Annotated in this window: 14 protein-coding genes and 3 tRNA genes; 3 read left to right on the top strand and 14 right to left on the bottom strand. The window is 68.9% G+C overall.

Going from position 1 to position 13,360, the window contains the following annotated elements:
• Positions 1-10: 10 nt before the first annotated feature.
• The 8 genes from QQK83_RS13970 to dapF all read right to left on the bottom strand — a co-directional run bounded on the left by QQK83_RS13970 (position 11) and on the right by dapF (position 6,326).
• The gene (locus QQK83_RS13970) at positions 11-1,366 is read right to left on the bottom strand and encodes a cytochrome b (protein WP_284265204.1); all 1,356 of its coding nucleotides are present in this window, start codon (positions 1,364-1,366) and stop codon (positions 11-13) included.
• Positions 1,367-1,384: 18 nt separating this feature from the next.
• The gene (gene petA, locus QQK83_RS13965) at positions 1,385-1,960 is read right to left on the bottom strand and encodes a ubiquinol-cytochrome c reductase iron-sulfur subunit (protein ID WP_284265202.1); all 576 of its coding nucleotides are present in this window, start codon (positions 1,958-1,960) and stop codon (positions 1,385-1,387) included.
• A 242-nt stretch (positions 1,961-2,202) separates the two neighbouring features.
• Entirely contained in the window at positions 2,203-2,628 is a 426-nt protein-coding gene (locus QQK83_RS13960) for a GNAT family N-acetyltransferase (RefSeq protein ID WP_284265200.1), read from the bottom strand.
• The gene (locus QQK83_RS13955; protein ID WP_284265198.1) at positions 2,625-3,230 is read right to left on the bottom strand and encodes a glutathione S-transferase; all 606 of its coding nucleotides are present in this window, start codon (positions 3,228-3,230) and stop codon (positions 2,625-2,627) included. Before QQK83_RS13955 ends, QQK83_RS13960 begins: the two co-directional genes overlap by 4 nt.
• Entirely contained in the window at positions 3,227-3,508 is a 282-nt protein-coding gene (locus QQK83_RS13950) for a hypothetical protein (RefSeq protein ID WP_284265196.1), read from the bottom strand. The genes QQK83_RS13955 and QQK83_RS13950 overlap by 4 nt, the downstream gene beginning before the upstream one ends.
• 59 nt (positions 3,509-3,567) lie before the next feature.
• Positions 3,568-4,191 carry an FMN-binding negative transcriptional regulator gene (locus QQK83_RS13945; RefSeq protein WP_284265194.1) on the bottom strand — a complete coding sequence of 208 codons (624 nt, stop codon included), beginning with the start codon at positions 4,189-4,191 and terminating at the stop codon, positions 3,568-3,570.
• A gap of 39 nt (positions 4,192-4,230) precedes the next feature.
• Positions 4,231-5,490 carry a tRNA (N(6)-L-threonylcarbamoyladenosine(37)-C(2))-methylthiotransferase MtaB gene (mtaB, locus tag QQK83_RS13940; RefSeq protein WP_284265191.1) on the bottom strand — a complete coding sequence of 420 codons (1,260 nt, stop codon included), beginning with the start codon at positions 5,488-5,490 and terminating at the stop codon, positions 4,231-4,233.
• The gene (gene dapF, locus QQK83_RS13935; RefSeq protein ID WP_284265189.1) at positions 5,490-6,326 is read right to left on the bottom strand and encodes a diaminopimelate epimerase; all 837 of its coding nucleotides are present in this window, start codon (positions 6,324-6,326) and stop codon (positions 5,490-5,492) included. The genes mtaB and dapF overlap by 1 nt, the downstream gene beginning before the upstream one ends.
• Before the next feature lie 109 nt (positions 6,327-6,435).
• On the opposite strand from dapF, the gene QQK83_RS13930 reads away from it, so the two are divergent.
• Positions 6,436-6,511 (top strand) — tRNA-Lys (locus QQK83_RS13930).
• A gap of 93 nt (positions 6,512-6,604) precedes the next feature.
• On the opposite strand, the gene QQK83_RS13925 is transcribed toward QQK83_RS13930, so the two are convergent.
• Positions 6,605-6,681 (bottom strand) — tRNA-Arg (locus tag QQK83_RS13925).
• 160 nt (positions 6,682-6,841) lie between these two features.
• Between QQK83_RS13925 and QQK83_RS13920 the strand changes: the two genes are divergently transcribed.
• Together QQK83_RS13920 and QQK83_RS13915 are read left to right on the top strand one after the other, a co-directional pair.
• Positions 6,842-7,828: a LacI family DNA-binding transcriptional regulator gene (locus tag QQK83_RS13920; protein WP_284265241.1), complete on the top strand. Its 987-nt coding sequence runs from the start codon at positions 6,842-6,844 to the stop codon at positions 7,826-7,828.
• Positions 7,829-7,912: 84 nt separating this feature from the next.
• On the top strand, positions 7,913-9,250 hold the full coding sequence (locus tag QQK83_RS13915; RefSeq protein WP_284265188.1) for an MmgE/PrpD family protein: 1,338 nt from the start codon (positions 7,913-7,915) through the stop codon (positions 9,248-9,250).
• On the opposite strand, the gene QQK83_RS13910 is transcribed toward QQK83_RS13915, so the two are convergent.
• The 5 genes from QQK83_RS13910 to QQK83_RS13890 all read right to left on the bottom strand — a co-directional run.
• Positions 9,235-9,627, bottom strand: a complete 393-nt coding sequence (locus QQK83_RS13910) for a VOC family protein (RefSeq protein WP_284265186.1) — start codon at positions 9,625-9,627, stop codon at positions 9,235-9,237. The two genes, QQK83_RS13915 and QQK83_RS13910, sit on opposite strands and share 16 nt — an antisense overlap.
• A gap of 42 nt (positions 9,628-9,669) precedes the next feature.
• A complete protein-coding gene (locus QQK83_RS13905; protein WP_284265240.1) occupies positions 9,670-11,085 on the bottom strand; it encodes an L-serine ammonia-lyase in 1,416 nt (471 codons plus the stop codon).
• Positions 11,086-11,245: 160 nt separating this feature from the next.
• A tRNA-Thr gene (locus tag QQK83_RS13900) sits at positions 11,246-11,321 on the bottom strand.
• A 117-nt stretch (positions 11,322-11,438) separates the two neighbouring features.
• Positions 11,439-12,938, bottom strand: a complete 1,500-nt coding sequence (locus QQK83_RS13895) for a heme biosynthesis protein HemY (RefSeq protein WP_284265183.1) — start codon at positions 12,936-12,938, stop codon at positions 11,439-11,441.
• A 13-nt stretch (positions 12,939-12,951) separates the two neighbouring features.
• Positions 12,952-13,360, bottom strand: a 409-nt coding sequence (locus QQK83_RS13890) for a COG4223 family protein (protein ID WP_417750360.1), incomplete at its 5' end; no start/stop codon positions are given.

Genomic DNA, 13,360 nt, shown 5'->3' with positions numbered 1-13,360 from the left:
GTCCTTTCTCTCACTCGGCGGGCGATGCGGCGGGCGACGTCACGCCACCATGACCACCATCGTCCTTGCCGTAGTGTTCCTTGAAGTCGTCCTCGATCGTATCGGGCTGCGGCAGCGGCTTCTCGATGACGCCGAGCAGCGGCAGGATCACCAGGAAGTAGGCGAACCAGTAGGCCGACCCGATCAGGGCGATGTAGGGGTAGATGCCTTCGGCCGGCATCGCGCCCGCCCACATCAGGACGAAGAAGTTCACGACGAAGAGCCAGAACCACCACTTGAACATCGGCCGGTAACGGCCCGAGCGCACCGACGAGGTGTCGAGCCAGGGCGCCAGCGCCATGACCACGATGGCCCCGAACATCGCCACCACGCCGAAGAACTTGGCGTCGACGATACCGGCGGTCAGGAAGTCGACCAGCATCACCAGCCAGACTTCGCCGTCGAAGGCGCGCAGGATCGCGTAGAACGGCAGGAAGTACCATTCGGGCACGATGTGCGCGGGCGTCACCAGCGGGTTGGCCTCGATGTAGTTGTCGGGGTGGCCGAGGTAGTTCGGCATGAAGCCCACGATGGCGAAGAAGACGGCCAGGATCACGGCAAGCGCGAACAGGTCCTTGATCACGAAATAGGGCCAGAACGGCAGGGTGTCGGCCTCGGCCTCCTTCTTGGAGGTGCGGCGCACTTCAACACCCGTGGGGTTGTTGTTGCCGGTCGTGTGGAAGGCCCAGATGTGCAGGATCACCATGCCCAGGATCACGAAGGGCAGCAGGTAATGCAGCGACAGGAAGCGGTTCAGCGTGGCATTGTCCACGGCCGGTCCGCCCAGCAGCCAGGTCTGGATCGCGTCGCCCACGAAGGGGATCGCGCCGAACAGGCCGGTGATCACGGTCGCCCCCCAGAAGGACATCTGGCCCCAGGGCAGAACGTAACCCATGAAGGCGGTGCCCATCATCAGCACGTAGATCAGCATGCCGATGATCCACGTGATCTCGCGCGGGGCCTTGTAGGACCCGTAGTAGAGACCGCGGAAGATGTGCAGGTAGACCGCGATGAAGAACAGCGAGGCGCCGTTCTGGTGGATGTAGCGGATCGCCCAGCCCCCGTTCACGTTGCGCATGATGTGCTCGACGCTGGCGAAGGCCAGGTCGACATGCGGCGTGTAATGCATCACCAGAATGATGCCGGTGACGATCTGCAGGACCAGCGTGAAGGTCAGCACGATGCCCCAGATCCACATCCAGTTGAGGTTCTTGGGCGTCGGGATCATGATCGTGTCGTAGATCAGGCCGACGATCGGAAGGCGCTTCTGCAGGGATTTCTCCCAGTTGGCCTTCGGTTCGTAATGGTCGTGAGGAATTCCAGACATGTCGCGTGGTCCTCCGGGTCAGCCGAGCAGGATCGTGGTTTCGTCCACGAACTCTGCAACGGGGATGGGAAGGTTTTCAGGTGCGGGCCCGCGGCGGATGCGGCCCGAGGCGTCGTAGTGCGAGCCGTGGCAGGGGCAGAACCAGCCGCCGAAATCACCGGCGCCGTCCCCGATGGGAACGCAGCCGAGGTGCGTGCAGACGCCGATCTGGACCAGCCATTCGCCGGTGTTCTCGCCGGCGAAATCGGGCATCGAGCGGTTCTCGTCGGTGGCCGGAACCTCGCCGAGGTTCGGGTTCCGCGCGATCGGGTCGACCAGGTCGTTCACCTCGACGGCGCGGGCCTCCGCGATCTCTTCCTCGGTGCGGTGACGGATGAACACCGGCTTGCCGAGGAACAGGACCGTCAGCTGCGTGCCGACGGCCACACCGCCCACGTCGACGCGCATCTGGCTTGCGGCCTGCACATCGGCGGAGGGGTTCATCTGGTTCACGAGCGGCCAGACACCCGCCCCGACCGTCACGGCACCGACACCGGCCGTGGCGTAATAGAGAAAATCGCGGCGATCGCCGCTATGGTCTTCGGCGTGTGACACAGGTACGCGTCTCCCCTTGCTCTGGGTCCGGGGACTGCCGGACCTTGAAAACCCGAAAGGGCGAGGGATGACCCCACTCGCCCAGATGCATGGCTGTCTATGGGCTACGGTTATAGGCGTCCAGCGGACAAACGCGCGCATCTAGGCCGAAATGTCGCAGATGAAACGGCTTTCCCGCCTTGCCCTGCAACCCTTGGCCGAACCCGCCCCGAACGGGCGCAAGCGGGGCGCGAAACGCCCCCTCAAAGCGGTCTGCGCATCACCCGGTGAAGGATGCCCGAGCCGTCGTCATACTCCGGCCCCTCGGCGGCGAATCCCAGGGTTTCGTAGAAGCCGATGACGCCGACCTGCGATTCCAGCAGCGCCTCGGCGAAGCCGGCCGCGCGGGCCTCGTCCAGCGCGACCTCCATGATCCTGCGGCCAAGCCCCGTGCCACGGGCGCGCGGCATGACCGCGACGCGCCCGATCTTGGCGGTGGTGCCGCGTGCGATCAGCCGGGCGCAGCCCAGCGGGCCGGTGTCATCCTCGGCCAGCAGGTGCAGGCAGGTGGCATCCTCGGCGTCCCATTCCTCGGCCTCGGGGATCTGCTGTTCCTCGATGAAGACCGCGCGGCGCACCGCGAAACAGGCCGCGCGGGCGGCCTCGGTCTCGGCCCGCCCGATCCTCATTCCGCCTTGGTCGCCTGCATCGAGGGGCGGGCCGAGAAACCGTCGAACCACGCCGCCAGCGCCGGGCGACCTTCGCGCCAGGCCTTGTCGCCATGGCGCAGGTCGAGATAGCCGAGCGCGCAGCCCACCGCGACCTGTCCCATGTGAACCGGCCCTGCGAGGTGGCTCATCCATTGCGCCTCGATCGTGTCCAGCGCGCGGGCGACCTTGGCCCATTGGCCATCGGTCCAGGGGGTGTAGCGGAATTCCTCCGGGCGGAAGCGCGCCTCGTAGATGATGCCGACCGCGGCCTCCATGATGCCGTCGGCGGTGGCCTCCAGCGTCAGGACCTCCCACAGCCGCGCCTCGGGGTAGAGGCCCGCGCCGTAGTGCGCGTCAAGGAAGCGCGTGATCACGCGGCTGTCGTAGACGGTCGGCCCGCCGTCGCGCAGCAGCGCGGGGATCTTGCCCAGCGGATTGGCGGTGTTGATCCGGTCCTCGCCGCCCATGGGCGAGCTTTGAACGATCTCGTAAGGCACATCGGTGATGCCGGCCTCGGCCAGCAGGACGCGGACCTTGCGGACGAAGGGCGAGGCGTCGGAGCCCAGAAGCGTGAAGCTCATGCCACGCGCCTCAGCCGCAGGCGGGCGAGGCCCGCAAGGTCGATCTCCATCCCCGGCCCGGTCGCGCCAAGGCGGATGGCCCGCCGCCAGCGCCCGGCGGCGTTCAGCTGCCCCGGCGCATGGCCGATGTGCAGCCCCTCGGGCGCGGCCTCCATCGCGGCTTCGGCGGCGGGGTCGATCCGGCGGGCCTGCGCGCGCCGCGCGGCGGCATAGGCAATGGCCGCGACAGCGCCATAGCGCAGCGCCGCGGCAGCGACGGGGGTGAATGGAATGGCCAAGGCGCGCCTCCCTTGCGGCTGGTGGTTAGCCAAGATGTAGGCGAGCGGCGGGGGCTTGTCTATTTCCCGCCGATCCCTGTCATCAGCGCCGAAAGCGCGGCAAGCTCCTGCCCGATGGAAGAGGTCTTGATCTGCGCCGCCGCACCCGCCCGCGCGCTGTCGGTCTTGTTCTGGTTCAGCTTCCAGGTGCCTTGCACCTCCTGAACCTCGAGGCGGAAGGGCAGGATCTGCCGCATCATGCGCTCCAGCACCTCCTCGGGCATCTTGCCCGTCGTCCACGGGGGCTTCGGGGCCAGCCGCGCCTCGAACTGCGCCGAGACGCGGTCGAGGTGGGGGCGCATGTCGTCGGGGTCTCCGGGATGCAGCACGCCGCGCAGATGGACGGCGACGTAATTCCAAGTCGGCACCTGTGCCGGGTCGCCATACCAATCGGGCGAGATGTAGCCATCGGGCCCCATGACCGCGATCACGGCAGGCGTGGGCGCGGTCACGGCCCGCGCGATGGGGTTGGAGCGGACGAGGTGCATCTCGGCCTCGGTCCCTTCATCATTCAGCCGAAAGGGGATGTGGGCGAGCATCGGCGCCGCCTCGCCGTTCATGCAGAGGGTGCCGAAGCCGCGCTGCCGGGCAAAAGCGATGTGGCGCTCGGTCGGTTCCTGTCGAAAGGCCGGGTTGGGGTGCATGGCCTGTGGTCCTTTCCGAAATGCGCCCTGTCCGGCGCGCTAAACGACCAGCTGCTGCCCATCCTGCCCGGTGATCGTTGCGGTCACGATCTGCCCCTCGGGCTGGTCCGTGGCGAAACCCACCTCGGTGAATTGCTCGGTGCGGCCCATGCGCGGGGCTTCCATCAGGATGCGGTGGCTCTGCCCCACCTGCGCCGACAGATGCGTGGCCACCCGCGCCTCACCGGCCGCGCGCAGACGCGCCGCGCGGTCCTTGATCGCTGCGCCCTCCACCTGCGGCATCCGGGCCGCAGGCGTGCCGGGACGGGGCGAATAGGGGAAGACATGCAGCCATGTGAGGCCGCAGTCCTCGACCAGCTTCAGCGAGTTCTCGAAAGCCGCCTCCGTCTCGGTCGGAAACCCCGCGATGATATCCGCGCCGAAGACCATGTCGGGGCGCAACCGCCGTGCCTCTTCGCAGAACCGGATCGCGTCGTCGCGCAGATGCCGCCGCTTCATCCGCTTCAGGATCAGGTCGTCGCCATGCTGCAAGGACAGGTGCAGGTGCGGCATCAGCCGCGTCTCGGTGGCGATGGCCTGCATCAGGTTCTCGTCGGCCTCGATCGAATCGATCGAGGAAATCCGCAGCCGCGGCAGGTCCGGCACCAGTTTCAGGATGCGCATCACCAGATCGCCCAGCCGCGGCTCGCCGGGCAGGTCGGCGCCCCAGCTCGTCAGGTCGACGCCGGTCAGCACCACCTCGTTGTAGCCGCGCCCCACCAGCCGCTTGATCTGGTCCACCACGACACCCGCGGGCACCGAGCGGGAATTTCCCCGGCCATAGGGGATGATGCAAAACGTGCAGCGGTGATCGCAGCCGTTCTGAACCTGCACGTAAGCGCGCGAGCGCGTGCCGAAGCCGTCGATCAGGTGGCCCGCCGTCTCGGTCACCGACATGATGTCGTCGACCTGCACGCGCTCCGTCTCGCCCACGAAATCCGCGGCCATTCCTGCCCATGTTTCGGGCAGCATCTTTTCGGTGTTGCCGATGACGCGGTCCACCTCGGGCATGGCGGCGAAGGTCTCGGGCTCGGTCTGCGCGGCGCAGCCGGTGACGATCAGCGTGGCGTCCGGATGCGCGCGGCGGAGCTTGCGAATCTCCTGCCGGGCTTTCCTGACCGCCTCGGATGTCACGGCGCAGGTGTTCACCACCACCGCGTCGCCAAGGCCTGCAGCGGCGGTCATCTCGCGCATCGCCTCGGTCTCGTAGGCGTTCAGCCGACAGCCGAGCGTGTGGAAGACGGGGGCCTTCGCGTCCATCAGACGGACCCCAGCCAGGCGGGCGTCAGCACGCCGGAAAAGACATGCGCCGCGGGCCCGGTCATCCAGACGCCATCCTCGCGCCAGTCGATGAGGATGTCGCCGCCATCCAGCGTGATCCGCACCCGCCGCCCCGTCAGGCCCCGCCGCGCCGCGGCCACCGCCACCGCGCAGGAGGACGAGCCCGAGGCCAGCGTGATCCCCGTGCCGCGTTCCCACACCCGCATCCTCAGGTGATCGGGGCCGATCACATGGGCGAACTGCACGTTGGTGCGCTCGGGGAACAGCGGGTGATGCTCCATCCGCGGCCCCTCGGCGGCGAGGTCCACGGCCTCGGCATCCGCGACGAAAAAGGTGCAATGCGGGTTGCCCATGCCGGTGGCGACCGGCGCGCCGGGAATCGGCAGGTGGTCGAGGTCCACATCCTCGGCCAGCGGCACGCCCCGCCAGTCCAGCACCGGCGGCCCCATGTTGACCGAGGTCAGCCCGCCGCCCGCATCCACCGCCGCAAGCAGCCCGCGCTCGGTGCGCAGCGTCAGCGCGGCGACCCTGCGCCGGTCCATCTCCCACCGGGCGATGCAGCGCGTGGCATTGCCGCAGGTGGCTGAGAGCGACCCGTCGGCGTTGAAGAACACCAGCCGCAGGTCGGCCTCGTCATCGGCGTGAATCACCGCCAGCTGGTCAAAGCCCACGCCCCGGTGCCGATCCGCCAGCGCACGCGCCAGCGGCGCGGTGACCTCTGCCCCGGTTTCCCGCGCGTCGATCACCACGAAGTCGTTGCCAAGCCCATGCATCTTCATGAAGGGCAGGCCGGTCTGGGCTGTGTCACTGGACATGGCGGGCATATATCGCCCCTGCGACGACTTGGAAATCCCCGCCCCTCGAAATGCGCCGGTTTTTGGCTTGACGCGCCCGCGGCCCGACCGTAGAGACGCACCCCTGAGTGGGCCCGTAGCTCAGTTGGTAGAGCAGTTGACTTTTAATCAATTGGTCACAGGTTCGAATCCTGTCGGGCTCACCATTTTCCTCCTTTATTCGGTAAACTGACGGAAAATGGCCGCGCACCTGCGCCCGCGCCGCGCGGCGGTCTCGGTCAGTGGCATGTCGGGTTGGGTGGTGACCCCGGCAGGATTCGAACCTGCAACCTGCCCCTTAGGAGGGGGCTGCTCTATCCAGTTGAGCCACGGGGCCACGGCCCCGGTTTTCGGCCATTCCGCCCGACCGGGCAACCCGGAAAGCGCCATCGCGCTTGCAGGCCCGTGACACGCCGCCTATCAAGGTCTGATAGCGCTACCTTTCTCCAAGGACCGGCCTTTTGCGCGGACGCAACCCCTTCGACGGCAAACCCCAGATGACGCTGCGCGACGTGGCCGATGCCGCGGGCGTGTCCGAGATGACGGTCAGCCGCGTGTTGCGCAACCGCGGCGACGTGTCGGACAAGACGCGCGAACGCGTCTTCGGTGCCGCCCGCCGCCTCGGCTACGTGCCCAACAAGATCGCGGGTGCGCTGGCGTCCAACCGGGTGAACCTTGTCGGCGTGGTCATCCCGTCGCTGTCGAACATGGTCTTTCCCGACGTGCTGTCGGGCATCGGCGAGGTGCTGGACGAAACACCGCTGCAACCGGTGATCGGCACGTCGAAATACGACGACCAGCACGAAGAGAACGTGATCTACGAAATGCTCAGCTGGCGTCCATCCGGCCTGATCGTCGCGGGGCTCGAGCATAACGAGGCCGCCCGCGCGATGATGGCCAACGCGGGCATTCCCATCGTCGAGGTGATGGATGTCGACGGCGACCCGGTCGCGGCCTGCGTCGGGATCAGCCATGTCGAGGCCGGCCGCCAGATGGCGCAGGAGATCGCCGCGCGCGGCTACCGGCGGATCGGCTATTGCGGCTCCTCCTCGCTCAACGACCACCGCGCGCAAAAGCGGCGGCAGGGTTTCGAGCAGGGGCTGGCCGAGGCCGGTCTGTCGCTGACCGATGCCTGTCTTTACGCCGGAACCTCGGGCTTTGGCACCGGGCGCGGCATGACCGCCGAGATCCTGGGCCGCACGCCCGACCTGGATTTCCTCTATTACAACAGCGACATCAACGCCGCGGGCGGCCTTTTGTATTGCCTCGAGAAGGGGATGGATATTCCCGGCCAGATCGGTCTGGCCGGCTTCAACTCCTTCGAGGTGCTGGACGGCCTGCCGATGCGCATCGCCACGATGGACAGCCAGCGCCACGAGATCGGGCGCCGCGCCGCCGAGCTGATCGCGGCCAATGCGCTGACCGACGAGGTGGTGACGCTCGCCCCCGTCTTCCTGCCGGGTGACACGATCCGCGCGGGCTGACGCGCCGCGGGTGCCATGTCGGGAACGGACAAGTGCGCTGCCCGCGTCCGTGCTTGGCTGCCCCCATGATACGGGGAGGGCCACATGGCACGTCAGACCGGTGATTTCATCCTCGGCACCCGCTGGCCCGATATCCCCGAGGCCGCGCGCCATGCGGCGCGGCTCTGGCTGCTGGACCTCTGCGGCGTGGCCGCCGCGGGGTCACAAACGCGCCTGTCTCGCCTCATCCGCGACCATGCGGCCGCGCAGTTCGGCGCGGGCGCAGCACCCGCGCGCATGCTGATAGATGGCCGCGCCGTCAGCCCCGCGGGGGCGGCGCTGGCGGGCGGCATGACCATCGACGCGGTCGACGGGCATGACGGGCACAAGCTGACCAAGGGGCATGTCGGCTGCGGGGTCTTCCCCGCATTGCTCGCGCTCTCCGAGGCCGAGGGCGCGCTGGATGACCGCGCCTTTCTTACCGCGCTTGTCATCGGCTACGAGATCGGCACCCGCGCGGGCATCGCGCTGCACCGCACCGCCTGTGATTACCACACCTCCGGCGCGTGGATCGCCGTCGCCTGCGCCGCGCTGGGCGCGCGGGTCATGGGGCTTTCCCCCGCAAAGTTGCACGAGGCGATGGGCATCGCCGAATACCACGGCCCGCGGAGCCAGATGATGCGCTGCATCGACCATCCGACCATGGTCAAGGACGGCTCGGGCTGGGGCGCGATGGCGGGCGTCTCTGCCGCCTATCTCGCGCGCGACGGCTTCACCGGCGGGCCCGCCGTGACCGTCACGGGGGCGGAGGTGGCGGACCTCTGGTCCGACCTCGGCACGCGCTGGCGCATCCATGAACAGTATTTCAAACCCTACCCGGTCTGCCGCTGGGCGCAGCCCGCGATGCAGGCGGTCCTAGACCTGCGCGCGGCGCATGGGCTGAGGGCCGCGGATGTCGCCCGGATCGAGGTCGCCACCTTCCACGAAAGCCGTCGCCTCGCCACAACCCGCCCCCGCACCACCGAAGAGGCGCAGTATTCCACCGCCTATCCCGCCGCCGTCGCCATGGTGCGCGGCACCTGCGACCCCGAGGATATCATGGAGGAGAGCTTTGCCGATCCCGACATCCGGCGGTTGGCCGAAACCATGGTCATCACCGAGGACGCAGGCTTCAACGCCGCCTTCCCCGCGCGCCGCATCGCACGCGTTACGCTGCACCTGACCGACGGGCGCGCGCTGACCTCCGCCGAGACCGAGGCGCGCGGCGACCCCGAGGCCCCGGTGGATGCCGCCGAGATCGCGGCGAAATTCCACCGCTACGCCACGCCCGTTCTGGGTGACGCGCGGACAGATGCGCTGGAACGCGCCGTCATGGCCATGGGCGACGGCACCGGTCTGGCCGCGTTCCTCGACGCGGTCACAGCCCCTTATTCGGCCCCGTAACACACCGCCTGAAGCTTGTTGCCATCCGGGTCGCGGACATAAGCCGCGTAATATTCCGCCCCGTATTGCGGGCGCGGGCCGGGCGGGCCGGCGCAGCTGCCCCCTTCGCGCAACGCGGCGGCATGGAAGGCATGCACGGCGTCACGGCTCTCGGCGACAAAGGCGACATGGGTGCCGTTGCCCCAAGTCGCGGGGCGACCATCCTCGGGCGGATAGAGGTAGATCGTGGGCATCCCGCCGCCCTTTTCATAGGCGGGCGGCTTGCCCGGCGGTTTGGGCAGGCGCGCGAAGCCGAGCGTGCCGAGGACGGCATCGTAGAACCGCCCCGCGCGGTCGGTGTCATTGGTGCCGAGCGTGATGTGACTGATGACTGACATGCGCGGAAGGTAAGCGCGCGCCAAGGCCCTTGGCAACGCCCCTCAGCACTCCGGCAGGTTCACCGCCAGCCCGCCGAGGCTTGTCTCTTTATACTTGGTCGACATGTCGATCCCGGTCTGGCGCATCGCCTCGATGCAATTGTCGAGCGGCATGAAATGCGTGCCGTCGCCGCGCAGCGCCAGTGAGGCCGCCGAGACCGCCTTGATCGCGCCCAGCCCGTTGCGTTCGATGCAGGGCACCTGCACCAGACCGCCCACCGGGTCGCAGGTCATGCCGAGGTGATGCTCGAGCGCGATCTCGGCGGCATTCTCCACCTGCTCGTTGGTGCCGCCAAGCGCCGCGCACAGCCCCGCCGCCGCCATGGCCGAAGCCGATCCGACCTCCCCCTGACAGCCCACCTCGGCCCCCGAGATGCTGGCGTTGTGCTTGATCAGCCCGCCGATGGCCGAGGCCGCCATGAGGAACCGCCGCCGCCCGTCCTCGGTCGCGCCGATGCAATGGTCGCGGTAGTAGCGCAGCACCGCGGGCACCACCCCCGCCGCCCCGTTGGTGGGCGAGGTCACGACGCGGCCCCCCGCGGCGTTTTCCTCGTTCACGGCCATGGCATAGACCGACAGCCAGTCGTTCACCGTATGCGGCTGCGCAAGGTTCGAGCCGCGCTCGGCCAGCAGCTGCTCGTGGATATGTTTCGCCCGCCGCTTCACCCGCAGCCCGCCGGGCAGCTCCCCCTCCATCCGCAGGCCCCGGTCGATGCAATCGTCCATCGCCTGCCACACCGCATCGAGCCGCGCGCGCACATCGCTGGCCGCATGCCGCGCCGTCTCGTTGGCCCATTTCATCTCGGCGATGCTCTTGCCCGAGGCGCGGCCCATCGCCAGCATCTCGGCCGCCGAGCCGAACGGGTAGGGGTAGCCCGCCGCTTCCTTCTCCTCGTGGAACGCCTCGGCCCCGCCTTGTGCCTGCGCGGCAAGTTCCTTGGCGGTGGCGATGAAACCGCCGCCGATCGAGTAATAGGTTTCCTCGAGATAGAGGTTCCCGGCCCCGTCATGGGCGCGCAGGATCAACCCGTTGGCATGCCCCGGCAGCGGCGGGCCGTAGTCGAAGACAAGGTCCGTCTCGGGGTCGAAGCGCAGGGGCGGCAGGCCGGGCGGCGTGACCGTCCGGGTCTTCCGGATCTCCCCCTCCAGCGCCTCGGCGCGGTCGGGGTCCAGCGTGGCGGGCTCGAACCCGGCAAAGCCGAGGATCACGGCACGGTCGGTCGCGTGCCCCTTGCCGGTGAAGGCGAGCGAGCCGTGGAGCGAAGCCGACAGCGCCGCCAGCTCGCCCGCGCCCGGCTCCTTTTCCCGTCCCGACCGAAGGTCCGACAGAAAGCGCGCAGCCGCGCTCATCGGCCCCATCGTGTGAGACGAGGACGGACCGACGCCGATCTTGAAGATGTCGAAGACGCTCAGGAACATGGGGACGGGATAGCGCATTTCCGGGCAAAGCCCGACAGGAATGCGACCTGCGCCCGCGAAATCCCGACCCGGCGCGACAAAGGCGTGACCCTTGCGGGTGCATGGGCCGCTTTGCGCCGCTTTGCCTCGTGCGATGTCCTGTGCGAAGCAGAAAGAAGAGTGGTGCCGCTGAAGGGACTCGAACCCCCGACCCCATCATTACGAATGACGTGCTCTACCAGCTGAGCTACAGCGGCACTCTTCTTCGCCGGGGCGTGCCCCGACCGGGTGGTCGGGCCTGACGGATCGTTTCCGATCACCCGGCCCGGCGCACCGCGCGGCCTCTTAGCAAGCCGCGCGGGGTGTTGCCAGCCCTAATTTCGGGCCTCTGCCGGTTCGGCCGGTGTCGCGTCGTCGGGGCGGCCCTCGGCGGTCTCCGCGCGGGCCTCCGGCTCGACGACATCGGCCTCTTCGGCCTCGGGCGCGCTCTTGTCCTCCAGCGCGCCGACGATCAGCGGCAGCATCTGCGCGGGGCCCATCAGCGCCGCCTCGCTCTGCGCCACTTCCTGCCAGCTCAGGCTGTCGAAGCCGTCGCACTGCGAACAGACCGGGCGCCACTCGGCATGGACATGCCCGCAATTGCCGCAGACCCACTGCATCCCGCGCGGGGCGGTCACCGCCTTGGCCAGCCAGGCGCGCACGATGCGGTCGTCCGAGCCTTCGCCGCGCTCGATCGCCGCCATGATGGTCAGCGAGCGGGCGGTGGGGGCCGTTTCCGCAAGGTCGCCCAAGGCGCGGCGGGCGGCGGGGAAATCCTCGGCCGCGATCTGCAGCTCGGCCTCGAGCATCTTCGCCTCGGGGTGGCCGGAGTGCTTGGCGATCAGCGGGCGGAACCGCTTCAGCCGGGCGGCCGGGGTCTCCTTCGGTTCGATCTCGGCGAAAGCCGCCGCGATATCGGGGTGCGGGTCGGTGTCCCAGGCGGATTTCAGGATCTTGGTCGCCACCTTGGGCTTGTCGCCCGCGATGGCGAGCCGCGCGGACATCACCGCTGCAGGCACGAGGCCCGGCGCCATGCGCTGCGCCGCTTCCGCGTCGCGGGTCGCCTCGGCGATCTTGCCCTCGGCCATGGCGTCGCGCGCATGGGCCAGCGCCAGCACCGCGTCGCGCCGCTTGTGGACGTCGCGGGGCAGGTTCCCTGCCTTCAGCGCGGCGGCCAGCGTGGCGCGCGCGCCCGCCCAATCCTCGTGCCGCGCCTGCAGCTGCAACAGCGTCGTCTGCACCTCGTCGTTCTTCGGGCGCAGCGCCAGCGCCTTTTCCGCCAGCTTCATCGCCGTCTCGGTGTCGCCTGCGGCGAGCTTCTGCTTCATCAGCCCGCGCACCCCCACGAAACGGGTCCGGTCATCGGCGACCAGCGCCTTGAAGGTCTCGGTCGCAAGCGCGCGGTCGCCCACCATCTCGGCACCCTGCGCCACGACAAGCTTGGTCAGTTCCGGCCGCCCGAGGTATTTCTCGGCCCGCTCGGCCTTGCGAATGGCCAACCGGCCTTCGCCCGCGGCCAGCGCCATCATGCCCTCGGCCAGCGCCTCGTAGCCCTTGCGCTCGGCGCGGCGGTTGAAATAGCGGGTGATCGCCGTCTCGTCGCCGTTCAGGAAACGCAGCGTGGCCACCAGCAGGCCCACGGCCTTGAACAACAGCCAGACCGCCAGCAACAGCACGATCGCGCCCAGCACCGCCAGAAGCGGCGTCAGCACGAATTCGCGGCCCATCACGGTGAGCGTCGCAAGCTCGCCCATCTCGATCAGCAGCCCGGTTCCCCAGGTGAGGGCCGCGACGAGCGCGATGAAGATCATGACCTTCAGCAAAGACCAAAGCATCGGCGCGTCCCCCTCAGTTCCCGTTGCCCGACAGCGCGTCGGTCAGGGCGGCAAGCCCGTCTTCCGCCGCGGCGCGGGCTTCCACATCGGCCACCCAGGGGGCCAGCACGCCTTGCGCACCCTCGGGCAGCGCGGCGATTTCCGTCAGCGCGGTCTGCAAGTCGCCCGCGCGGACCGCGGCCTCGACCCGGCTCAGGACCGCGTCGGGGTCATCGCCCTCGCGCGGCTCGACCGAGCGGCCGCCGATCTGGCCCATGACGAAGGCGCCCAGCCGGTCGCCCACGCCCTCGCCCGCGGTTTCCTGCAGGGCAAGCGGCAGCGCCGCGCGCGCCAGCGGCGGAAAGGCCGCCTGAAGCGCCGACATCGTCGGCACGCCGCTGTCGGCCATTGCGGCCAGCGCCTCGGGCACCTCGGTGGCGGCC

The sequence above is a fragment of the Roseicyclus amphidinii genome, from assembly GCF_030163755.1.
Taxonomy (GTDB): domain Bacteria; phylum Pseudomonadota; class Alphaproteobacteria; order Rhodobacterales; family Rhodobacteraceae; genus Roseicyclus; species Roseicyclus amphidinii.
Note: the sequence above shows the minus strand (reverse complement) of the source record. Positions and strands in the feature narration are given on the sequence as shown.